Below are 23,519 nucleotides of genomic sequence, written 5' to 3' on the forward strand. Positions count from 1 at the left end.
TGAGCGTCACCTGCCACGGCAGCCTTGCTCACGGCGGGCTGTCCCGGCGTGGCAGCCGCTGTGGTGGCGAGGGCGAGCGGGCTCAGCACCGTGGCCGCGACGACGGGAGCGAGCAGGGGTATACGCATGGGGTGTTCTCCTTGGTGGGCTGGAAACCGGCCGGATACCGGCGTCACCCCACGACACGAACACGCCGGAGGCGCTACTGCTCTCCAGGACAGCCATACGGACCAGCAAAGCAACGCCGGTCACTCCTTCGGCCCGATCACCCGGTCGCCCAGCCCGTCACGGTCATCTCCGGCCGGACCCGGATCAGCCATCGGACCCAACGAACGGGATGGGGATGCTGGGCCCTGGCGGCGTCGCACGTGCTGTCCGCAGGGGTGATCGAACGGACGGTGGAGGCACGGCCGCACAGCTAGGGCGATGCTGGGACGGAGTTACGAAGGGGGAGAACGGTCTCTCGTTCTCCCCCCCCTCAGCCCGTCCCCTCCTGTTCAAGCCACAGACTCCCGCCGTCAGGCGGAGCGTGATCGGTCTGCCGGACTCGCCGGCTCCTTCCGTCCCGGACACTCACCGAAAGGAGCCGGAGCCCTTTGCCCCGCCATGTCACTCGATGCAATGCCACCCATGGGGCGACTGCTCTACGGACCTCACTGAGGTCACGTCAGGCCCTCCGGCACACCCGCCGCACGGTTGGGTCCGCGTAACACGCGTCACCCTCAAGGGTGAACCGCGCCACAGGCTTGACTTCGGTTCCCGCTGAAGGGCAACGCGGAGAATCACACACAGCGGATGGGCACCTACCAGCAGCAACAGTTCTCAGCAGCGCTGCGGGCAGCCGCGAGGGGCTCTGCGCTCGGACCCTCAGCCGACGGAGGTGATGCCGATGTCACGTTGCCGCCCTAGGCCCGTATGCCCCCGCTCAAGTGGCGGCCCGTCAGGCACCGGCTGACGGTGGGCCATGTCGCTGCGCATGAGAAGCCGACAGACAGTCAGCTGGCGCAGCAGACGAAGGGAAGTCCATCGATGCGCTCTGCCCGCATTCTTTTCGCCGCGACAGCCGCCGCCGGCACCCTGGCGCTCGCCGCACCCGGCGCCTACGCGAACACCGCCGGAGACTGGGACAAGGACGACTCGTCCCACAGTCAGGAGCGTGAGCACCACAAGCCGAAGGGCGGCGTCCACACCGGCGCCGGTGCCCTGTCCCTCGTCAGCGCCGAGGACGAGCACGACAAGAAGGACCACGACAAGAAGGACCACGGTAAGAAGGAGCACGACAAGCCGCACGGTGGTATGCACACCGGCTCGGGTGCCCTGTCCGTCGCGAGCGGCGACGAGTGGTCCAAGGAGCACGACAAGAGCGACAAGCACGAGAAGGACTACGACAAGCCGAAGGGCGGCATGCACACCGGCGCCGGCGCCCTGTCCCTCGTCAACGCCGACGAGTGGTCCAAGGACAAGGACAAGGACAAGGAGTCCGGCGAGGGCTCCAAGCATGAGAAGCCCAAGGGCGGCATGCACACCGGCGGTGGCGGCCTCACGGGCGGCGGCATGAACGCGACCGGCGCCATGGTGCTCGCGGGCGGCCTGGCCGCGGCTGTGCTCTACCGCCGCAGGAAGGCCGCCGGCACCTCGGCGTGACCGTGTGCCAGTTGCGGGGCCGCCTTCTGGAGGGGCCCCGCAACTGGCTCATTTCTTGTGCCTTGCTGATCCTGGTTCCGCCGCCCCGAATGTGAAGGTATCTCTGGTGATGACCCGACCGGACCCCGTCAGCCGGGTGGCGTCTCGGCGCCGAGCGCGATGGCTCGTCCCTGCCGTGTTCTGGACCATGGTCCTGGCGGCACTCCTACTTGTCTTCGGCCGCCCGATGCTGGATACGGCGCCCGCGCGCGGGGCCTCCTCCGAAGCTGCTGCGGCAGCCGCACCGGACCACGCAAGGCTTCCCTCACCGGATGGATCCGCGAGTGCCGCCGCCCCGCTGGACGGTCTGGCGATGCCGAGGTCGGCCCCCATTCGTCTGAGGATTCCCAAGATCGGGGTGGACGCGCCGTTCACCGGCTTGGAGATCGGCCCTTCCGGCGCGCTGAACCCTCCACCCGCCGATGACACCAATCTGGTCGGCTGGCACGCCTCCGGCATCTCCCCGGGAGAGCGGGGGACCGCACTCATCGCGGGACACCTCGACACCGCCACCGCCCCAGCCGTCTTCGCCCGGCTCGGCGAACTCGACGCCGGCGACCGCTTCGAGGTCAAGCGCAGCGACGGCAGCTCAGCCGCCTTCGTCATCGACTCGGTGGAGAAGTTCCACAAGGACGACTTCCCCGACGAGCGGGTCTACGACGACACCCCCGACGCACTGGTCAGGCTCATCACCTGCGCGGGAACCTACGACCGAACGGCCAAGGACTACACAGAGAACCTCGTCGTCTTCGCTCACCTGCAGCCCGCCGACTGACCCACCCCTGAAGGCCACCCGTCGAGCGGCAGACACGACCGGGTTCGCGACCAACCGTCGGCGTGATGTCCGCTTCGGGTTGGTTCTAGTGCTGCGGGCGCGACAACGCCCCCGGCCCCCTGGGCGCGTCGTGCGGCGGGCGCGGTGAATCACGCTTCAGGACACGGGGGTAACGCGGGCGAGGAGTCGGCCTGGCGGCGGCATGGCGTCGATCAGCTGACTTCCGATGATGGGTGGCCTAGTGTCATGTCGTGGACATGCTGTCGCCTGAGGATCCCCCACGCATCGGGCCGTACTGGTTGATCGGCCGTCTCGGTGCCGGTGGCATGGGACGGGTGTACCTCGGTCGTTCCGAGGGCGGACGAACCGTGGCCATCAAGGTGGTGCACGACGGCTTCGCGCACAGTCCTGAGTTTCGGCGCCGATTCGCCCAGGAAGTAGAGTCCGCGCGCAGGGTCGGGGGGAACTGGACCGCCCCTGTCCTCGACGCCGATACCGCGGGGCCGACGCCCTGGGTGGCTACCGGCTACATCCTGGGGCCCGACCTGCATACCGTGGTGTCGCGCGAGTACGGGCCGTTGCCAGTGGCGTCCGTCCTCGCTCTCGCCAACGGACTTGCCCGGGCCCTGAGCGACATCCACGGGGCTGGCCTGGTCCACCGCGATGTGAAGCCGTCCAACATTCTGCTCACCCCCGACGGGCCACGTGTCATCGACTTCGGCATCGCCCGCGCCCTTGAGACGCCCGTCGACGGCTTCCTTACGCGGACCGGTGCCGTGATCGGATCGCCGGGCTTCATGTCGCCGGAGCAAGTCCGAGGTGAGCGGCGCCTCACCCCGGCCTCGGACGTCTTCTGCCTGGGCGTGGTCCTCCACTACGCCTCCACCGGCCGAACTCCGTTCGGCGCCCTGGACAGCGGGGCTCATGCGCTGATGTTCCGCACCGCCGAGGAGGAGGCAGACCTTACAGGTCTTCCCTCCGGGTTGCTGGAACTGGTGCGGGACTGTCTGCACAAGGACCCTCGGCACAGACCCACGACGGACGAGATCGCCGCTCAGTCCGCGCTGTACTCCACCGATGTCCGACCTCCCTGGCTTCCTGCCGAACTGCTCACCCGACTCGGTTCCCAGGCGGACCGTCTTTTGAATCAGGACATCCCCGCAGCGGCTGCTACGCCGGTGCCGCAAGGGCAGGCGGGGACCGAGGCGCATGAAGGCGCGGAACCGGACAGGGAGCCGGAGACTGGACCGCGATTGGAGCCGAGCGACGGGAGGACACCCGAGGACCGACGTCGCCACTTACCGAAGCGGAAGGGCTGGCAGAGGAGGCTCGCTCTTGCCGCAGGACTGCTCGTTCTCGCCGGCGCGGGGGTGACACTCACTCCGCTGCTGGACAAGGAAGGCAAGGCAGGGGATGGCGACAAGAATCCGGGACAGACAGCCCCGGTCACACCCTCCGCCCTGAACAGCAGCGACTTCGTGGGTTCCTGGTCGGGTGAGGTCACGGACAATACGAGGAAGGACGGGATCCGGTTCGTCAGCTTCACGATCCAAGAGGGTGCCCCGTCGACAGGGCACAGCGCGGACTTTATTTTGCAGTACCCCGAACGGGTCTGCCTGGGAACCGTCCACGACATGGGCGTCACAGGCCATCGCGCCGTCGTGATGCACAAGAACCTCTATCCGACCGATGAGGGGGGCCCGTCTTGCTCCCCTGACACCCAGACGCTCACGCTCACGGATGGCGTACTGAAGTGGCGCGCCGGAAACTCAACCGCCCTTCTACGCAAGGATGTCTCGGCAGATCCGGACGAAGGGATCCAGCGTGCGTATGTGGGAAAATGGTCGACTTCGGACACCACCCCGTCGATGCGTCTCGAAATCGTCAGTCTCAAGACTGGAGCGGAGATCGTGTTCTCCGCGGGTGAAATGCCCAGAGACTGCTACGTGTCGGCCATCGTCACTGTGGCTACCCGGGACCGAGTCTTTGGCGCGGTGCCGCAGGTCACCCCACCGGACATGGGTATCTGCCATGGTCACAGTACGTTCGACATCCGTCCCGCGGGAAAGGACCGTCTACGGATCCTCACCAAGCGGGGCGTGCCCTACATCTTCACCCGCACCGGGGCATAGACAGTGCTGGTGACTTCGAGCGGAGCAGATGGCGAGAGCGGGCGGTGCCCCTTTGTCTTTGGTCAAGGGAAACGGGGTGCGTCGCGTCGGCGAGCCGGGCAGCATGGCGAGGTGGCTGCTCTGCTGTGGGATGACGTGAAGCGCCTTTTCGACCCTGACTCGATGGGGTCGTTGCCGGATGTGCGCGTCCCGAATGCCGCGGTGGAGGATTCCGAGGCCGTGTACGTCCTGCCCGCCCTCGCCCCCACCCTCCAGCAGAGCGAGGCGGTTGCCGCACGAAGGCGTTCGTGGTCCTGGGCGGAACTCTGATGCCCATCGACCGCACCGCGGTCACCTGAGGAGGAAGCCTCGACGCCTCCTATACTCCTGGAGTGCTTGATACCTCGAACCTCTTCCACGTTTCGTCCGTGCTCAATCGGCAGTCGATCGAACAGCATGGCCTGGATTGGACCCGGATGGGCGCCGCACGGGGAATCGCCGGCAGCCGCCGCCCCGAGGTGGAGGGGATCTTCGTCTGTCGCGGCGAAGAGGAAGCAGGGTTCTTCCTTCAGATCAACAACACCGGTGGACCGCTTGATATCTGGTCCGTGGACGGCATCGATGAGGGAATGCTCCTCGACAACGGCAACGGATTCGTCTACCTGCCCGACCGCATACCAGCCGCTCGGGTCCGCCTCGTGCGATCAGACGTTCCCCTGTAGCTCGGTTTTTGGCTTCGCGATGCGGTACGTCGGGGGGGGCAGGCACGCGGAACCCTGCTACGAGCTCGGTGAAACTGTGCGTATGGAGGCGGCCGGGGAGGTTGGCTTGCCGGACGGCACCGAGCGACTGGGGCGGCCGTTCGCCCTGGCGCTCTGTGAGCAACTGGCCGGGGGAGCGGAGCCGGGCGCGTGCCTGAGAGGCGTTCGCCGCCGTCCGCGCGGCGTCTTGCGCGTCGATCGTGGCCTGCGCGGTCTCCGTGCTCACCGCCGGACAGCCTGGTGACCCACCCGGCTTCGTACACGTCATGGCCCGCGCCTTCGCGTTCCGTGGCGGTGAGGACGGCCCCGCGCCAGGCCGTGGACTTCCTCTGCGGATCTGCCGCTGCCTCGTCCCGATCCACCGCCGCCTCCGTGCCGCCTACGACGGGGGTACTCCTCGGCTGACGAGCTGCCGTCATCACGCTCGTGCTGTTGTCATGAGGGCGGCGCGGGCGCTCGCAGTTCTCACGGCAGGAGACTCGGAGCGTCAGTCGCGTAGAGGTTCAGGTTCTCCACGGACGCGGCTTTGACGGTGTCGCCGCAGGTGGCGTACAAGGTTCCGGCGAACCACGCAGCTGACATCAGGCTCTGGGGGAAGGTGCCGATGCTGCTCCGCTTCCCGGTGGCCGGGTCGAGCCGGACCAAGTGGGCGGGGTCGCTTCTTCGGTGGAAGAGCCAGGGTTGCTTCTCGCTGTCGTCCGGCTGGCCGCCCATGAAGACGAGGTCGTCCGCCTCCCACAGGACCGATCCGGTGCGGAGGTTGGCCGCGACGACGCCGTTGGCGGGGGCGGATTTCGCCAGCAGGACAGTCGTGCCGGTTGTGGCGAGGTCCGTGATGATGCCGGGCAGGCTCCACAGTGGTCGGCCGTCCGTGAGCGACCAGGCGGTTCGTTCTGCTGCCGAGTTCGTGCCGAAAGCGATGTCGTGCTCGGCGAGGATCTGGCCGTTCGCTTTCAAGGGTGCGAGGACGCTGCCGTCCGTGGCGTTGATGACGCGAAGTTCCTTGTCGCTCTTCATGTAGACCTTGCCGTTGGCCGCGCCGGCGAATTGCACGGGGCTGCTGGGATCGGGATCGGCGGGCCGGACCGTCCAGCGAGGTTCCCCGGTGGCCGGGTCGATGGCCGTCCACCATTGTTTCCAGTCCTTGGCGAAGAGCAGTCCGCCTTGATGGTCCAGGCCGGGGACCGTGCCGAGGTTGCTGTTCATCCGACGGGACCAGATCTCCGTTCCTGTCCGTGGATCCAGCCGGTACACCCAGGCTCCGAAGGCGGTGAACAGGGCGCCGTCCACGAAGACCGCGTACCCGCCGGTGGTCACCTCGTTGTTCTGCGGCTGCCGGCGGTGGGTCCAGCGGATCTTGCCTGTCCGTGCGTCGAGACACTGAGCCGTTTCGAATGAGCGGCGGATGAGAAGCGAGTCCTGGGAGAAGGTGAGGGATCCGGGGACGAACTCCGCCTTCTCGGGCAGCTGCCACAACTCTTCCCGGTATGAGCGTCCCAGGCTCGGAACGCAGGTTCCTCCGGCCCCGCAGTCAGCACTACGGATCCGACCTGGCCGAACGAGTGGAACCCCCCTGGCACCCTCCACTTCGTCTTGACGAGGCCCTGCCCCGATCCGCCTTCAGGGAAGTCCAGCACTTTGGGGACCACCACCGCGCTCGTCCCTCCCGTCACGACGACCCCTATGCCGATCAGGAGGGTACGACGGCTGACCGGTCGCTCGGTGGAACGCTGGGATGGAGCGCGAGGCCGGGCGCGGCCTGCGGTTGCCGCAGCGCCCAGTAGTTCGGCGATCGCGCCGAGGCGGGCTGCGGTCTCGGCCGCTGACGTGGGGCGATGATCGGGGGACTTGGCCAGAAGGTCGGCGACCAGGGTGTCGACTTCCGTGGGTAGCCCGGGGCAGGTGCGGGAGGGCGGTTCAGGCACCTCGGTCACGTGCGAGACGACTTGGGAGAGGGCGTCCCGGTCGGAGAAGGGGGGCTGTCCGGTGAGAAGGTGGTGTAACAGGCAGCCCAAGGAGTACAGGTCGGACGCGGGCCCGACCGGGGTCCCGCGCGCTTGTTCCGGCGACATCCACGGTGCGCTTCCCAGGACGCCTCCGGCTTGGCTGAGCTGGTCAAGACCCAGGGCCGGGTGGAACCAGGCGATGCCGAAGTCGAGGACCTTGACCGTCCCGTCGGGCGTCAGGATGACGTTCGCGGGCTTGATGTCACGGCGGATGATCCCGCGCTCGTGTGCGGCCTCCAGTGCCACGCACACCTGGCGGGCCCAGTCCACCGCCCGGGCCGGTGCCGGCGGGCCGTCGGCCACGAGGACGCGGTCCAGCGTGCGGCCGGGTGCCAGCTCCATCACGATGAACAGCGTCTCGCCGTCCCGCCCGAAGTCGTGGACCGTGACGACGTGCGGGCTGGTGGACAGACCAGCCGCCGCCCGTGCCTCACGCTCCAACCGGACAGCTGCCTCCGGTGTGACACCGGGCCCTGAGACCGTCTTGACCGCGACCTCACGGTGCAACACGAGATCCTGGGCACGCCACACCACGCCCATCCCGCCTGCCCCGATCCGGTTCCCCAGCAGGTAACGTCCGGACAACACACGACTTGACACAGGTGCCCCCTCCGACATCCGCACCGGTCGATCGACTGTACGAGGCGGGCGTCGGCGACGCATAGCCTTCCGCGATCCCGGCGTACCCCTGCGGGACGGGGTGGCTTCCTGGCGGCTGCCAACGGGGCTGCGGGGATGGCAGCCCCCTTCGAACACAGAGCCCGCCTCATCACCCCCCTGCGCTCGGAGGGCGGCCACCGCCGCCACTTCCGCCACCGACCGCTCATCGCAGCCCGCACCCGCGAACTCGTCGACCAGGCAACCCTCATCGAAGCCGTCGGCCGCATCGTCATCCCGGAAGGCCAACTAGGACTTGTCCGGCCGATCATGGTCCCGGTTGCTGGGGCACGGCGGGGCTTCAGTCTGTCGAGGTCATGGTCGGCTCGCGATGTCGTGTGCCATGGTGTCGGTATGGATTGGCAGTCTGAGAGCCCGGAACTCTGGGCGTTCCTGGAGTCCCTGAACGACGGCGACATCCTGTCCGGCACCGTCGCGGCGATCGAACGGTTCGGGGTCTTCGTGGCCCTGGACGACGGCCCTGCCCATCCCCTCTTCCCCGGTGTCGGGTTCATCGTCATCCCTGAACTGTCCTGGCGGCACATCGACGCTCCCACCGATGTCGTTCAGGTGGGGCAGCGTGTCTCGTGCGAGTTCCTCCAGTTCGACACCTACAACGCGGAGGCCAGACTGTCCTTGAAGGCGCTGGAGCCCGACCCCCTGCGGGCTTTCGCCGACTGTACGCCGGTGGGTCAGGAACTCCGCGGGACAGTGGAGGAGACAGTTTCCATCGGTGTCTTCGTCGAGCTCGGAGACGGGATCGTCGGGCTGATCCCTTCCAAAGAGATCGACGGTCGGCCCGCGGTGAGTCCGCTGGAAGACTTTGAGGCAGGAGAGGAGATCATCGTCATCGTCACGGAAATCGACCTGCCGACCCGCCGAATCCGTCTGTCCAGGCCGAAGGACGCCCGGCGCGAAGGTGTCGTGCCGGCCAGGTGACGGCCAGCGTGCTCCAGCCGTTGAATGGAGCATGGGGCGGGGTGATCTGAGTGATGCCGAGTGAGAACGTCTGCAGGCATTCCTGCCGGTCAGCAATGGGCGTTGCGGCAGGTGGCGGAATCACCGACAGGTGATCGACGGGATCCTTCACCGGGTGCGGACCGGAGTGCAGTGGCGTGACCTGCCCGAACGGTTCGGACCGTGGAAGACCGTCTACGAACGCCACCGCCTGTGGTCGGCCGACGGCACCTGGGAACGTCTCCTCCAGCAGGTCCAGGCCGCGGCCGACGCCGCAGGCGAGATCGACTGAAACATCTCGGTCGACTCCACCATCGTGCGGGCGCATCAGCATGCGGCGGGCGCTCGCACCGACCCACCGCCGACGCCCGGCTCAAAGGGGGCCGAGGAGCCAGAACATCAGGACGAAGCGCCGTGGCAGAGTCTGCACGCCCGCCTGGTGGAGGTGGTGCTGGAGGCGAGGGCCTGGGCCGCTCGCGCGGCGGGTTCACCAGCAAGCTCCACCTGAGCGCGGACGGCCGCTGCCGTCCGCTGTCCCTCATCGTCACACCAGGTCAGCGAGCCGACTGTATTCAGCTCATCGCGGTGCTGGAGAAGATCCGAGTCCCCGGACCGGCCCGGGGACGACCACGCAAGAAGCCCGACAGCCTTGCGGCCGACAGGGCCTACAGCAACGGCCCCGTCCGCGGGTATGTGCGACGGCGCGGCAGCCTCCATACGATTCCGGAGAAGAGTGACAGCCAGGCCGCCCGCCTGCGCAAAGGCACACGCGGTGGACGGCCGCCCGGCTTCGACGAGGACCGCTACAAGAAGCGCAACACCGTCGAGCGGGCGATCAACCGCATGAAACAGTTCCGGGCGGTCGACACTCGCTACGACAAGCGTGGTTACGTCTTCCTCGACACCGCCACTGCGGCGACCGTCGCCATCTGGCTCCGCACATGATCGGCCGGACAAGTCCTAGCTGGCGGACATGAGCGTCGGCATCGCCCTCCACGACTTCGGCACCGGCCACTCGAAACTCGCTAACCTGCGGTGGCTGCCCGTCAGTGTGCAGAGGATTGAGCCGGTCCGCGCTGTTGTAGGTCGAGCTGACCCGCGGTGGCCGGCGGCCCGCAGTTTTCGGGGTGTCATGGACCTGTTACGCCCAGGTGCCCCAGCACCGCGCTCATCGCGCGCCGTACACCGACGCGCGCCTCCTCGATGTGGTCCACGGTCTCGAACCCGTGCTGCCCGTTCGGCACGTCGACGATCTCGACGTCCGCCCCGCACGCGGTCGCGGCCGTCAGGAACTCCGCGACCGTCGCCGCGATCTCCGGCAGCTCCCGGCCCACCCGGGTCAGAACGATCGGCAGCCGCCCCGCCGCCCGCACCGCGGCCGCGGGCTGAAACCGGCTCTCGCCCAGCCCCCAGCTGGGCAGCGGCGCGAGCACCGGATACGTCGCTGCCACGCAGCGCAGCCACCGAGGCGGCGCCCCCAGCGGATCGGCGGCGAGCAGCCCGCCGCCGGAGAAGTACCACAGTGCGATCCGGTCACCGTCGACGCACGGATGCGTCCGTACGGTCTCCACCGCCGCGGCCACGTCTGCCGCCGCGCGCGGGTAGTCGTCGAGCCCGTGCAGCCGGTGGTCGACCGTCGCGCCGACCGCGCCCAGACTCGCCGCTAGGCGGGCGTAGCCGAGGTAGGCTGGCCAGTCGCGGGGCGTCGGGTCCGCGGTGTCCGGTACGGGGCCGCCGTGGACGATGATCACCGCGGGACGCGGGTGGTCCGTGTCGGGCAGATGCAGGTCCACCCGCCCGATCCGCTCGCGCGGCCGGACCGGTAGGTCCAGCACGAACGGGCCGAGATGTGGCGGGAGTTCACCGTCCGGCGGGCTTATCCGCCGCCCCTCATCGGCCGCCGCCCGCAGCAGCGTCCGGGCCAGCTCGTCGGGCGCGGACAGCATCGGCCAGTGCCCGGTGTCCAGTTCGAGGAAACCCACCTCGGGGCGGGCCAGCGCGCTCAGTCGCGGATCCCCTAGCCGCACCATGTTCTCGATCAGCGCGATACTCGTCCCGTTCGCCGTGCACAACACGCCGGTCGTCGGCAGCCCAGCCGCGGCACCGGCGAGGTGGAGCGGCCGCACGAGTGTCGCGGCCGGGTGAGGGACGGCCCGCAGCGTCAGCTGTTCCATGGCATCGTCCGGCACGCCGTCGGTGCTCCCGTGACGCTGCCAGGCGTCGCGGTCCGGCGGGGGGATCACCCAGCCGGGCGGGTGCCGGTCGTCCCCGTCGGGCTCCCCGGCCAGGTGTACCGCCTCCGCGCGGAGCACCGGGTTGGTGATCAGGGCGAGCGCGGATTCGCCGACGCGGGGCGGGGCTGTGTCCAGCAGCACCAGACGGGCGACCCGGTCCGGGCGGCGGTCCGCCGCGCCAGACACGGGCAGCACGCCGTACCCGTGCCCGACGAGGACGAGGTCCGGGGCGTCCAGCTCGTCGATCAGCCGAACCACATCCGCGACATGGGTCTCCAGGTCGATGTCCGGTGACGACGTACGCGCGGTGTCACGCGGCTCCAGGGGCCCTGAGCGGTCGGCCGTCGGCTGGTTCGTCCGCGCAGCCGGCCCGGCGCCGGTCGGGCGCTGCGGACCCGTCGGGGTCGTCGCCGCACGCGGAGGTTCCCCCGGTCGCGCGGGCGCGCAGGCAGACCGGTTCACCTGCCCCGCTTCCTCGCATCGCCCCCGCGCCAAGACCCGCTCGGCCGCTGCCCCGGACGCGCCCCCGTCACCCGGCTCCAGACCCGTCAGCGTCACCGAGTGCGCCTCCGCGCCCGCCGCCCGCAGTCGGGCCGCCGTCCCCTCCCACACCCACCCGCCGGTGTGGACGCCCGCCACCAGCACGAACACCGTCATTCCTGTCTCCCTCCGCGAAGCTCCCGGAGCGGCCGCCAGGGCCATCCGGGCTCGCGAGTACGGTAGGAACTCCCCCAGCGGGAGGTTCAAGTGGTGTCGCCGGAATCCCACGGCCTGTGGAGCATCGGGGAACTCGCCGAGCGCGCGGGCGTCACGGTCAAGACCGTGCGCTTCTACTCGGACGAGGGCCTGCTCCCGGAGGCCGGCCGCAGCGGCGGCGGGCATCGTCGGTACGGCCCCGAGGCCCTGGAGCGGCTACAGACGATCCGGTCGCTGCGAACCCTCGACCTCCCGGTGCCGGCCGTCGCACGGGCGCTGGACGCCAAGCACTCGCTGGAGGACGTCATCGACGGCCAACTCAGTCGAGTGAAAGCCGAGTTGACGGGCCTTCGCTGGCGTGAAGTGGCGCTCACGCTGCTACGGGACGCCCCGGCCGAGGAGCGGGCGGAGCGACTGCGGCTCGTCGGCGCCATGGGGCCCATGCCCGGCACGGACGCGGTGGCGCGGTTCTGGCGACGCTGGCTGCCGCCGCGGATGCCCGGCCGACTGGTGTCCGACATCCTCGGACAGGCCGTCCCCGAGGTGCCCGCCGAGCCGACCCCCGCGAAGGTGCTGGCCTTCGCCCGACTGCACGCGCTGGTCGCGAGCCCCTGCGGCCCCCGAGACCACGACCGCGGACAGCCCGCCGCCCACCGCGGCCCAGGACGCCCGGAGGTCCTGTACGCCGGACTCCGCGAGGCGTACGCGCTGGCCGCCGTCCCCCTCCGGCATGGCGCCCTCCCCGGCCCCGGGGACGCGTTGGACTGCTTCGTCGCGGCGTACGCCGGGGCCGGAGGAGTACGGGACACGCCGGACTTCCGGCGAAGGCTCGGCCCGGTGCTGGCCGCAGACCCGCGGATCGACCGCTACTGGGAGCTGGCCGGCGACCTCATGGGGCCATCGGTCGTCACCCCCGGGGCGGCCCACGACTGGCTGCTCGCGGCGCTGCGGTCCGACGCGGCCGCGTAGTCCCCTCGCATGCCCTGCGCCGCCCCCGGCGGAAGCGCGGACGGCGCGTGGCCGTACTTCCTCATGCCGTGGGTCACCGGCGGAATGCTCGGCAACCTGGATGTCGGAACGAGGCCGCCGCCCTCACCCTCACCGGCTCCACCCGCGCGGGCGGCGCCTGGAGGGTCGGTCCCTGGGACGTGATGGCGAAGAACGCCGCCGGTGCCGCCGGCCCGCTCCTCACCCCGCTCGGGCCCGCCGGCCATCGGCGGACGATCGAGACGACGATCGCGCCGCCGCTCCCCGGCGCGGACTACGCGCCGCACATCGTCGTTCCGGTGCGGGAGGGGCCGCCCACGAGCAGCTGCGTTACGCGCTCCGCTCCTGGGCGGCCCGCAGGCCGCACCGCCGGGTGTGACTCGGCGGCCACCGGCCCCGCTGGGCCGCCGACGCCGGGCACCTCCCGACTGAGCAGACAGGAACGAAGTACCAGAACACGACCCTCGCGGTCCGCACGACCTGCCGGCACCCCGACGTCAGCGAGGTGTTCGTCCCCGCCAACGACGACATGTTCACCACGCACCCCCTGCCGGACGGCCTGTGGCACAACGCGAGCGTCTGCGGCTGCACTTCAGGCTGCTCCTGCGGCCAGCTGTGCGAGGTCGCGCTGCCCGGCCCCGTGTACGACGTCACCAGCCTCGACGTAAACGGCGCGGTCCTGGTCCCGGAGGCCTACCGCGTCGACGCGCCCGGGCGCCTCGTACGCACTGACGGGGAGCGCTGGCGACCTGCCAAGAGCTCGCGGCCCCTCCCGGATCGCCGGACACCTTCACCGTCGAATACCGGTGGGGCCTGGGCCGAAGGCCGGACCGGCATCCCCCTGGTGGACCTGTGGCTCAAGACGGTCGACCCCGACGGCCTGGCCTAGCCCCGACCAGAGGAGGCCGAGGGCGACGACATGGGGTCGGGCAGGGCCTTCCGCAGCGCTCCGCGGAAGTCGGGGCAGTCCAGAGGGGAGTGATGACGACAGGTCAGAGCGTGCTCGATCCGCGCCCGCGCGGTCCGCAACTCCTCGATGCGACGATCGAGTTCCTCGGCCTTGCCGGCCAGGGATGCCCGTACCTCGTCCCCGGACGCCGCGCACAGCGCGGCGAGTTCGGACAGGGAGAACCCGCTCGTCCTGGCGTTGAGGATCAGCGCGATCCGGTCGAGGGCCTCGGGCGGGTACGTACGCCGCAGCCCGTTCCGTCCCGCCGGAGTGACCAGCCCCAGACGCTCGTAGTAGCGAAGGGCGGAGGCGCTGACCCCGGTGATGCGGGCCACCTCGCCGATGTCGAGCACCTCCTGCCCCTGGCCGCTGCCCATGACACACCCTCCTTGACTTGAAGTCCGCTTCAAGTGCCACCGTACGGGTACACAGCCCGCTCCCGACGGACCGGAGACACCGCATGGCCAGCAGATGGAACCGCGTACGAGGGGTCGCGGTCACCGCCTACGCGGCGGTCCGCGAACCGCTGACGGTGCCCGACCCCTTCGCCGACGTCCAACGCGCCACCCGCCTCCACCGCAGACGCCACCGCTGCGGAGCCTACGCCTACGCCGACGGCGCGCTCCCGGCCACCGTCGCGGCGGCGGTGGGAGCCCGCAGGATCGTCGAGGTCGGCACCGCCCTCGGCTACACGGCCCTGTCGATGGCGCACGCCGTGCCCGGAGCCCGGGTCGACACGATCGAGGCGGATCCCGACCACGTACGCCTCGCGCGCGGCGAGACGGACCGGTACGACTGCGGCGCACGGATCGAGGTACTGCCCGGGCGAGCCGAGCAGATCCTGCCCACCCTGGAGGCCGGGGCCTACGACCTCGCGCTCTTCGACGGCTTCACCCCCACCCTCCCGCTCGTCCACGCCCTCGGCCGCCTGCTGCGCGTCGGCGGGACGCTCCTCGTGGGCAACCTCGTCCTCGGCCCGCCCGCCGAGGTGACCGACCACCTCGCCGACCCGGTCCACTGGCGCACGTGCCCCCTCGGCGAGACGGCCTGGTGCGTCCGGCAGAGCTGAGGCAGCGGCGCACGGCGCGTCCCGCCTGACCGGTCGGCCGCCCGTCCCGGTGACGCCACCGCCGTCCTCCGCTCGCGGCCCGGGACGACGGTCGAACCCCTTTGCGGAGCTCCCACCAGCGGGGAGAGAATGACGGCCGTGAGCGCCAGACCCCTCCTTGTCGAACGCGAGCGGGAGGCGGCTGCGCTCTCCGGGCTCGTGGAGCGACTCGAGGGCGGCCGCAGCGGAGCCCTCCTGCTCGAAGGGGTGGCCGGAATCGGGAAGACCGCCCTGCTGGGAGAGGCTCGGTCGGCGGCGGGGGAGCGGGGTGTACGGGTGCTCACCGCGCGCGCCGGCGAACTGGAGGCCTCGTACGCCTTCGGTGTGGTCAGGCAGTTGTTCGGACCCCTGCTCGCCGGCGCCGACACGGCGACCCGCGCCGCACTGCTCGCCGGACCCGCCGCCCCCGCCGCGGCGGTGATCGAGCGGTACACGGACACGGCCGGCACCGAGGTCGGCGACTACGCCGCCCTGAACGGTCTGTGGTGGCTGGCGGTCAACGCCGCCGAGCGCGGGTCCCTGCTGATCCTCGTGGACGACCTGCAGTGGGCCGATCCGCCGTCGCTGCGCTTCCTCGCCTTCCTCCTGCCGCGGCTCGGCGACGTCAACGTCTCCGTGGTCGCGGCGGTCCGTCCCCATGTGCCCGGCGCCGATCCGCTCCTGAACCGGCTCGCCACCGATCCGGCGTTCACCGTCCTGCGGCCCCGCCCCCTCGCACTCGCGGGCACGTCGGCCCTGCTGGACCGGGACATCGGGGGTTCCGCCCATCCCGCGTTCACCGAGGCGTGCCACCGGGCCACCCGGGGCAACCCGCTCCTCCTTCGCGAGCTGGCCCGCGCGGTGGTCGAACACCGACTCCCTCCGGACGAGGCGCACGCGCCGAGCGTGGAGAGCCTGGGACCGCATGCCGTCGCCCGACTCGTCGCACGCCGCCGGGCCGCCATGAGCAGGGAATCCGCGCAGGTCGCCGGTGCCATCGCCCTCCTCGGCGACGACGCCACGCTCTCCGACGCCGCGGTCCTCGCGGGCGTCGGCACGGACGCCGTCCTGCGCGCGCTCGACGAGCTCGGATTCCCCGAGATCGTCTGCGACGGCGAGCCCACGACCGGCGTGCGCCGTGTGCGGTTCGTGCACCCCTTGATCAGGTCGGCCGTGTACGGGGCGGTGTCCGTCGCCGGACGGGCGAGGATGCACCGGGAGGCCGCCCGGCTCATCGAGGCCCGCGGCGGCGACGCCGACCTGTCCCGCGTCGCGGGGCACCTCCTGCACACCCCACCGGCGGGCGATCCGCAGACGGCCGCGCTGCTCCGCCGCGCCGCCGCCCGCGCCTCGGCCATCGGCGCGCCCGCCGAGGCCGCCGCCTGTCTGCACCGCTGTCTGGAAGAACCACCCCCCGCCGCCGACCGGATGGCGGTCCTGCTGGAGCTGGCGAGCGTCTCGCTGGCCTTCGACGTCGCGGCCACCGCCGGCTACCTCCACAGCGCCCGCCGGCTGGCCGCCACACCGGTCGAGCGCGCCAGGATCGGCGCCCTGCTGGGCGAGGCCGCCACCTACGTGCAGCCCTCCGCCGAGGCGCTCGCCGCGCTGGAACGGGCGGCGGCCGAGATCGAGCCGGGCACCACCGGACAGGCCGACGACCTGCGGGCCCGGGTCTCCGCGACGATCCTGTTCACCGCCTTCGCGACCCGCTCCGGCCGGGCCACGCTCCCGGAGCGGCTGGCCCCGCTGCGCGTCCTGGCCGAGGCCGAGGGCCAAGGGGCCCGCCTGCTGGACTGCGCCCTGGCGTACCAGGACGCCATGACGGGCCGTCGCGACGCCGTTGAGCGCGCCCACCGGGCCCTGTCCAGCGGGCTCCTCGAACCCTCCGAGCACACCCTCACGGCGCTGGCCCTCGCCCTGGCCGTCCTGCTCATCGGCGAGGACCGGTCGGCCATGGCCCAGCTCGACGAGCTCATGGACTACGCGCGCAGACGCGGCTCGCTCCGCATGCTGGCCACGGCCTGTGCCGTGCGCGCCCGAGGCTGGATCCTCACGGGCGATCTGGCCGAGGCGGAGGCCGACGCCCGGGAGGGGCTGGGGGCCGCGCTCCTCTTCGAGCGCGGGATCGCGCGTGCGCCCCTGCTGGCCCCCGTGCTGCGGGCGGCACTCGCCGACGCGCTGCTCCAGCAGGGGCGTACGGACGAGGCGCGGAACGTGCTGGGCTCCGCCGGCGACTCGGGCTTCGAGGGGCCGGCGCACACCTTCGGCGTCCCCCGGATCCGGCTGGCGCTCGCGCGGGGCGAAGCGGCGGATCGGCTCGCCGACGCCGCCCTGTCCGTGGGCCGGGCGACGGAGGCGGCGGGCATCCGGAACCCGGCGGTCGTCCAGTGGCGCATCACCGCGGCGGCCGCGCTCCACGCGGCGGGCGACACCGCGCGGGCCCGGGAGTTGGCCGCTCGTGAGCTGGACCTCGCGCGCTGCTGGGGTGCTCCGGCTCCCGTGGGCCGGGCGCTCAGGGGGCTGGCCGCGCTCGCTCCCGTGCCGGAGCGTTCCGTGGAGTTGCTGAGGGAGGCGGCCGAGGTCCTGGAGGGTTCCGTGGCCCGCCTCGAATACGCGGCCGCACTGGCCGACCTGGGCACGGCGCTGTGTGCGGTCGGCCGGCCGCAGGAGGCCCGTGTCCGGCTGCGGATCGCCCTGGACATCGCCGACCGGTGCGGCGCCGTACCGCTCGCGGAGGATGTGCGCGCCGCCATGCGGGCCGCGGGCGCCCGGCCCCGGCGCGCCGCGCTGACCGGGCGGGAGTCCCTGACCCCGAGCGAACGCCGGGTGGCCGAGCTGGCCGCCCTCGGCGGCACCAACCGGACCATCGCGCACCAGCTCTTCATCGCTCCGAAGACCGTCGAGGTCCATCTCTCACGGATCTACCGCAAGCTCGGCATCACGAAGCGAGCCGAGCTCGCCGGAGCGCTCGCCCGCTGAACCGTGGCTGGATGCTACATCCACATGATGAGTCCATTCTCGTCTTTCCTTCTGTCGGTCACGCTCCCGGAGTGCGTCCTCCGTGCGCGCCGACGGACCGACGCCCCCATTCTGCCTCGCCGTGGCGGCTGCGACTCCCCACGGGCCCCTTACCCACCCCCCTAACTTAGGGTCCTTATGTCCTGATCAGCGGCGATGAAGGGTCATTTGACGCACCCGCATGCCGGAACCCGGGTGCGATATTCGGCGAACGGCGCCGCGGAGTCGCCTGTCTCGGGCGGGTGAGGCGGATCCATCGCAACGGATCGCGGAAACATATTCTGAATGACTCTTGCGTTACATGGATGACAAAGCCACGATACGAGGGCATCCACTGCTGCTTCGGAAGGGCCGCAACATGTCAGTGCGAAGTGTCCATGTCCTGCGTCGTCGTCTGCTCGCGGGAGCCGTCGGCGTCGCGTCCGTGGGGAGTCTCCTGGCCGGGGTCGGCTCGGCCAGTGCCCGGGCGGACCAGGCCGCCCCCGCCACCGTCCAGGAACCGCCGGCGGGCGCGTGCCCCGCCCCCGGGGACGGCGCCGAACCCACGTATCCGCTGTCCTGCCTGGAACCGGTGTTCGTCGACGAGTTCTCCGGGTCCTCCCTCGACCCGGCCAAGTGGAACGTCCGCAAGTCCAGCTGGTCCAACGACTCCAACGTCTCGGTCGCCGACGGCAAGCTCCGTGTGGACATGAAGCGGGTGAGCGCCTCCAAGGACAAGGACGGGTTCCGGGGCGGAGGCATCTCCTCCAAGGAGCGGTTCGGCTACGGCTACTACGAGATCACCGCGACCATCCCCCACCTGACGCCCGGCTGGCACCCCGCCTTCTGGACCCAGATATGGGACGGCGCGGAGGCCCGGCCCGTATACGAACGGCCCTTCACCGAACTGGACATCTTCGAGGTCCAGTCGACGAAGGCCTGCGACAACGGCAGCGGCAGCACCAAGCTCGACGGCGGCCTGATCACCTGGAACAACAACACCTCGGGCACCGACATCCGGAACACCAAGTTCGACCGCTTCTCCTGGAAGAAGAGCAACGGCAAGTCCACCTGGGACGAGCAGCACCGCTACGGCCTCCACTACACGCCCACGGAGCTGACCTGGGTGCTCGACGGCAAGCCCGTGAAGACCATGCCCAACCCCATCAAGGACCCGCTGCCCGCGACCTCCGCGTACGAGGCGGCGAAGTACAACTCGCCGATGTCGATCTGGATCACCTCGATCCTCACCACGACGGACTACATCGGGGACGACGTGCCCGTCGGCCACCACTTCGGCACCTTCGAGGTCGACAAGGTCGCCTACTACGCCCCCGACGGCCAGGTCCCGCCGCCCTACACCGACGAGAACACCCCGCCCACCCTGCCCCAGGCGGTGCCCTCCGTGACGGCGGACTTCGCCCAGCACGCCGCCGACTGGTGGAAGAACCCCGGCTCCCAGTGGACGACCACGACGCAGGGCGGCACGAGCGCCCTGCGCAGCACCTCGGCCACCGGTGACGCGATCCGGATCCTGGGCCAGCCGGTGACCGACCCGCCGCTGCCCAACGACCTCGGCTACGCGCCGGACTGGACCAACGTCAGCGTCGAGGCCACCGTCACACTCGACGCTCCCGGCCAGGGAGCCGGCCTCCTCGGCCGGGCCAAGGACGCCCAGAACTACTACTACCTGCAGCTCGACCCGGCCAAGCAGCACGTGGCCCTGGCGAGGAAGGTGGGCGGGGTCTCCACCGTCCTGGCCACCGCTCCACTGGCCTCGACGCCCGGCACGCCGTACGCGCTCAAGCTGGTCATCGAGGACAACACGCTGACCGGCTACGTCAACGGCGTCAAGAAGGTCACGAAGCAGGACTTCGTCTTCGGCACCGGGCGCGCCGGACTGAAGGGCTACAAGCAGCTGTTCACCGCAGCCGGGGTCAAGGTCACCGCCCTCGGCTGAGCTCCGCCGCGAGGTGCCGGGGAAGCCGCCGGACCTTCCCCGGCACCCTCGCCGAAAGCTCCAGAGCTCCAGAGCCCCAGGGCCCGAAAGCCCCAGAGCCCCAGGGCCCGAAAGCCCCAGAGCCCCAGGGCCCGAAAGCTCCAGAGCCCAAGGACCCGAAAGCCCCGGGGTCCCAGCGCCGCAGGGCCCAAGAGCCCAAGAAACCCCAGACCCCAAGGGCCCGAAGGCCGCAAGGCCTCAGCGCCCGAAGTGCCGGCCTCCCGCACGAACCCTCAGGAACCGAGCCTGCCCATGCACCCACACCACCCCGCCCCCGACCGGTCCCACCGGACCCCCGTACCCAAGGAGCCGACGTGGCGGTGACCATCGAGCCTCCCTCCACCCGGACTCCCGCCCCGGCACCGCCCGCCCGACCGGCCCGCAGCCCGCTGGGCGCCCGTGACAGCAGGTTCGGGTTCATGCTCGCCGCGCCGGCGGTCGCCCTCTTCCTCGTGGTCGCCGTGTACCCGCTCCTCGCGGGAGTGTGGACCAGCTTCTACGACCAGTCGCTCGTCCGGGCGGACCGCGCGTTCGTCGGCCTGGACAACTACACCGACGTCTGGCCCGTGTTCACCGACCGGCTCGTCAACACGCTGGTCTTCTCCGTCCTCGCCACGCTCTTCCCCGTCCTCGTCGGGCTGGCCCTGGCGATCCTCCTCAACTCCCGGCTCCCCGGCCGGGGCGCGCTGCGCGGCCTGCTCATGCTTCCCTGGCTGCTCCCCGGCGTCGTCGTCTCCTTCCTCTGGGCCTGGATCTTCAACGACAGCTACGGCGTCGTGAACGACCTGCTGACCCGGCTGGACCTGCCCACCGTCGACGTCCTCGGGCAGCCCCTGACCGCGATGGCCGCGGTCGTGGTGGCCAAGACCTGGAACACCTTCCCGTGGGTGATGGTGGTGATCCTCGCGGTCCTGCAGACCCTGCCGCGCGAGCAGCTGGAGGCGGCGGCCCTCGACGGAGCCACCCGCGCGCAGCGTTTCCGCCACGTCTCCCTGCCCCATCTGCTCGGACCGCTCGCCCTGGTCGCGATGCTGGAGTTCATCTACAACTTCGGCTCGTTCGACATGATCTTCGTCATGACCGGTGGCGGCCCCGGCACCTCGACGATGACCCTCGCAGTGAGCCTCTACCACTACGCCTTCACGGAGTTCTCCCTCGGCCGCGCCGCCGCCATGGGAGTCCTGTGGCTGATCTCCCTGTCCGTGGTGTGCGGCGCGTACTTCCTGCTCGACAAGAAGCTGGAGTCCCGCACATGAGCGCCGCCACCCCCGCCACCCCGGTACGGACGAAGGGCGGCGGCCGCCATGTCGGCGAGGCCATCACCCATCCCCGGCTGGGCTGGGCCGGCGGCACCGGACTCACCCTCCTCGCGCTGTTCGGCCTGCTGCCGGTGTACTGGCTGTTCGCCACGGCCTTCATGCCCCGCGAGGACGTCTTCGCCGCCGACCGGCCGCTGTTCCCGGTCCGTCCCACCCTGGACAACTTCCGGGCCTTCTTCGACGACACCACCCTGCTGCGGAGCCTGTGGAACTCCGTCGTCGTCTCCGCCGGCACCGCCGTGCTGTCCGTCGTGGTCTCCGGGCTCATGGCCTACTCCCTGTCGAAGTTCCGCTACCGGGGACGCAACGCCATCATGGTGATGTTCCTCCTCGGACAGCTGCTGCCCGGCGCCCTCCTCCTCGTGACGCTGTACGTGATGTTCAGCTCGGCCGGACTGCTGCACACCTACACGGCCGTCATCCTCGCGTTCACCACCTTCACCCTGCCGCTGTCGGCGTTCCTGCTGAAGGGCATCATCGACGGGCTGCCGGACGAACTCATCGAGGCGGCCCGGGTCGACGGGCTCTCGAACCTCGGCACGCTGTTCCGCATCGTCTTCCCGCTCGTGGCACCGGGGCTCGTCACCGCCGGGATGTTCGCCTTCATGCGCGGCTGGAGCGATCTGCTCTTCGCGCTGACCCTCGCGGGGCCCGACCGGCAGACCCTGCCGGTGGGCATGACGACCGCCTTCATCCACGAGGGTGCGGCCGACTGGCCCGCGCTCATGGCCTCCTCCGTGGTCACCTCCCTGCCGCTGGTGGTGCTCTTCGTGATCCTCCAGCGGTACTTCGTCTCCGGCCTCGCCGCCGGCGCCGTCAAGGGCTGACCCGGCCCTCCACCGGTCCCACCTCCTCCACCTGTCCCGGCAGGTGCTCTCCCTTCGTACAGGAGCCGACATGTCGCACCACCAGTCCCCCTCCCGGCCGCTGTCCCGCCGGGGATTCCTCGCGGGCTTCGGGGCCCTCGGCGTCGCGGGCGCCCTCGGTGTCTCCGGCTGCTCGACCCCGGCCCCCTCGGGTGCCGCCCAGGCCGGTCCCGCCGAGATCGACACGATCAAGTTCTACGGCAACGTGCTGGGCGAGGAATCCCAGAAGGCGGCGTGGCAGGGGGCCATCGACGCCTGGCAGGCCAAGAGCGGCAAGTCCGTGAAGCCGGTCGTCTACCCCTACGACCAGGCCGCCACCCAGCTCGCCCTCGCGGCGAGATCGGGGGACTTCGGCGGCGTCGGCCAGGCCGGCCCCTGGCAGGTCCTCGTCCCCACGGGCATCCTGGCCGACCTGTCGCCGGAGGCGGCCCGGATGCAGCTGCCGAACCGGATCATCGACTCGCTCCGGATCGACGGCAAGCTCTACTTCCTGCCGCTGAACGCCTCCGGCATCGGCCTGGTCGGCGACAGCCGGATCACCTCCGAGGTGGGATTCACCGGCGGCGGCAGTGTGGAGGACTTCGCCGCCGCCCTCGAACGCATCAAGAAGCAGGACAAGAAGCTGATCCCGTACGCGGCGGTCACCAAGAACCCCGACCTCAAGGACGCCGTCCACTGGATCTGGGGCCGGGGCAGCGAGATCGTCACCGCCGACCGCCGGTGCACCCTCGGCGACGCGGCCAGCGTCGCGGCCGTCACCTGGTACCTGGAACTGCAGAAGGCCGGTCTGACCAAGTCGGGGGTCGCCCGCGCCGACGCCCGGATCCTGTTCGCGCGCGGACAGGCCGTCCTCTACGACGACGCGCCCCTCGCCCACAAGTTCGTCCGCACCAACGGCGGCGCCGCCGAGCTGGCCGCCGCGATCCGCCCCTTCCGGCGGCCGGCGTCCGGGAGCCTGCCGTCCGCCAACCGGTTCTGGGGCAGCGGCCTGTTCTGCAGCAAGGGCAAGGGCGAGGTCACGAGCAAGGACTTCATCACCTTCGTCGCGGGCGACGTCAGGACCGCGACCGCGCTGTACGAGGGGTCGGCGCTGGCCCCTGCCGACGCCCGGGTCTCCTCCCGGGTGCCCGGACTGGCCCAGGACGCCTTCCAGAGCGCCTTCCGCACCGCGGTCGCCGACCACTCCCAAGCGGCCGTCTGGGACCGGCTCGCCTCCGTCACCCAGATCGACACCGCGATCGGCGAGGGGGTGGCCGAGATCCTCGCCGGCCAGACCGGCGTGCAGAGCGGCCTCAATACCCTCCGGAAGAAGGTCCAGGACGTCCTCGACCAGGAGAAGTAGGCCCGAGGCCCGTTCCGTCCCGCCCGGGACGGAACGGGCCTCCTGCACGTGTACGGACCGAAGTCGGGCAGGATGGCGGACGTTCGCGTGCCG

At 70.7% G+C, this 23,519-nt stretch carries 17 protein-coding genes and 1 pseudogene; 14 read left to right on the forward strand and 4 right to left on the reverse strand.

Annotated elements, in window-relative coordinates; all coding sequences use genetic code 11:
• The first annotated feature begins 1,029 nt into the window (after positions 1-1,029).
• From ABT129_RS28795 to ABT129_RS28810, 4 genes are all read left to right on the forward strand, one after another.
• Positions 1,030-1,644, forward strand: a complete 615-nt coding sequence (locus ABT129_RS28795) for a hypothetical protein (protein ID WP_351907409.1) — start codon at positions 1,030-1,032, stop codon at positions 1,642-1,644.
• Between the two features lie 109 nt (positions 1,645-1,753).
• Entirely contained in the window at positions 1,754-2,458 is a 705-nt protein-coding gene (locus ABT129_RS28800; RefSeq protein WP_351907411.1) for a class F sortase, read from the forward strand.
• A 251-nt stretch (positions 2,459-2,709) separates the two neighbouring features.
• Positions 2,710-4,590, forward strand: a complete 1,881-nt coding sequence (locus ABT129_RS28805) for a serine/threonine-protein kinase (protein WP_351907413.1) — start codon at positions 2,710-2,712, stop codon at positions 4,588-4,590.
• A gap of 371 nt (positions 4,591-4,961) precedes the next feature.
• Entirely contained in the window at positions 4,962-5,291 is a 330-nt protein-coding gene (locus tag ABT129_RS28810) for a hypothetical protein (protein WP_351907415.1), read from the forward strand.
• Between the two features lie 504 nt (positions 5,292-5,795).
• Here ABT129_RS28810 and ABT129_RS28815 read toward each other — a convergent pair.
• Both ABT129_RS28815 and ABT129_RS38110 read right to left on the reverse strand, forming a co-directional pair.
• Complete coding sequence (locus ABT129_RS28815) at positions 5,796-6,737, reverse strand: outer membrane protein assembly factor BamB family protein (RefSeq protein ID WP_502981950.1); 942 nt, start codon at positions 6,735-6,737, stop codon at positions 5,796-5,798.
• The gene (locus ABT129_RS38110) at positions 6,644-7,921 is read right to left on the reverse strand and encodes a serine/threonine-protein kinase (protein WP_502981947.1); all 1,278 of its coding nucleotides are present in this window, start codon (positions 7,919-7,921) and stop codon (positions 6,644-6,646) included. The genes ABT129_RS28815 and ABT129_RS38110 overlap by 94 nt, the downstream gene beginning before the upstream one ends.
• A 150-nt stretch (positions 7,922-8,071) precedes the next feature.
• Here ABT129_RS38110 and ABT129_RS28825 point away from each other — a divergent pair, with 150 nt between their 5' ends.
• Together ABT129_RS28825 and ABT129_RS28830 are read left to right on the forward strand one after the other, a co-directional pair.
• Positions 8,072-8,932: a S1 RNA-binding domain-containing protein gene (locus tag ABT129_RS28825; protein WP_351907419.1), complete on the forward strand. Its 861-nt coding sequence runs from the start codon at positions 8,072-8,074 to the stop codon at positions 8,930-8,932.
• 70 nt (positions 8,933-9,002) lie between these two features.
• Positions 9,003-9,895: pseudogene (locus ABT129_RS28830) on the forward strand (IS5 family transposase).
• Between the two features lie 185 nt (positions 9,896-10,080).
• Here ABT129_RS28830 and ABT129_RS28835 read toward each other — a convergent pair.
• Positions 10,081-11,841, reverse strand: coding sequence for an alpha/beta hydrolase (locus tag ABT129_RS28835; RefSeq protein ID WP_351907421.1), 1,761 nt, complete (start codon positions 11,839-11,841; stop codon positions 10,081-10,083).
• A gap of 93 nt (positions 11,842-11,934) precedes the next feature.
• Here ABT129_RS28835 and ABT129_RS28840 point away from each other — a divergent pair, with 93 nt between their 5' ends.
• Together ABT129_RS28840 and ABT129_RS28845 are read left to right on the forward strand one after the other, a co-directional pair.
• Positions 11,935-12,849, forward strand: a complete 915-nt coding sequence (locus ABT129_RS28840; protein ID WP_351907423.1) for a MerR family transcriptional regulator — start codon at positions 11,935-11,937, stop codon at positions 12,847-12,849.
• 523 nt (positions 12,850-13,372) lie between these two features.
• Complete coding sequence (locus tag ABT129_RS28845) at positions 13,373-13,756, forward strand: hypothetical protein (RefSeq protein WP_351907425.1); 384 nt, start codon at positions 13,373-13,375, stop codon at positions 13,754-13,756.
• Here ABT129_RS28845 and ABT129_RS28850 read toward each other — a convergent pair.
• Positions 13,753-14,193 (reverse strand): MerR family transcriptional regulator, encoded by a 441-nt coding sequence (locus ABT129_RS28850; RefSeq protein WP_351907427.1) that lies wholly within the window; start codon positions 14,191-14,193, stop codon positions 13,753-13,755. The two genes, ABT129_RS28845 and ABT129_RS28850, sit on opposite strands and share 4 nt — an antisense overlap.
• A gap of 83 nt (positions 14,194-14,276) precedes the next feature.
• Between ABT129_RS28850 and ABT129_RS28855 the strand changes: the two genes are divergently transcribed.
• The 6 genes from ABT129_RS28855 (at position 14,277) to ABT129_RS28880 (ending at position 23,426) form a co-directional block, all read left to right on the forward strand.
• Complete coding sequence (locus ABT129_RS28855) at positions 14,277-14,885, forward strand: O-methyltransferase (protein WP_351907429.1); 609 nt, start codon at positions 14,277-14,279, stop codon at positions 14,883-14,885.
• A gap of 138 nt (positions 14,886-15,023) precedes the next feature.
• Positions 15,024-17,882 (forward strand): helix-turn-helix transcriptional regulator, encoded by a 2,859-nt coding sequence (locus ABT129_RS28860; protein WP_351907431.1) that lies wholly within the window; start codon positions 15,024-15,026, stop codon positions 17,880-17,882.
• 397 nt (positions 17,883-18,279) lie between these two features.
• Complete coding sequence (locus tag ABT129_RS28865; RefSeq protein ID WP_351907433.1) at positions 18,280-19,860, forward strand: glycoside hydrolase family 16 protein; 1,581 nt, start codon at positions 18,280-18,282, stop codon at positions 19,858-19,860.
• 359 nt (positions 19,861-20,219) lie between these two features.
• Positions 20,220-21,155 carry a carbohydrate ABC transporter permease gene (locus ABT129_RS28870; RefSeq protein WP_351907435.1) on the forward strand — a complete coding sequence of 312 codons (936 nt, stop codon included), beginning with the start codon at positions 20,220-20,222 and terminating at the stop codon, positions 21,153-21,155.
• Positions 21,152-22,045, forward strand: coding sequence for a carbohydrate ABC transporter permease (locus ABT129_RS28875; protein WP_351907437.1), 894 nt, complete (start codon positions 21,152-21,154; stop codon positions 22,043-22,045). The genes ABT129_RS28870 and ABT129_RS28875 overlap by 4 nt, the downstream gene beginning before the upstream one ends.
• Before the next feature lie 70 nt (positions 22,046-22,115).
• Positions 22,116-23,426, forward strand: coding sequence for an ABC transporter substrate-binding protein (locus tag ABT129_RS28880; RefSeq protein ID WP_351907439.1), 1,311 nt, complete (start codon positions 22,116-22,118; stop codon positions 23,424-23,426).
• The last annotated feature ends 93 nt before the right edge of the window (positions 23,427-23,519 follow it).

Source organism: Streptomyces sp. NPDC002057, assembly GCF_040296665.1.
Taxonomy (GTDB): domain Bacteria; phylum Actinomycetota; class Actinomycetes; order Streptomycetales; family Streptomycetaceae; genus Streptomyces.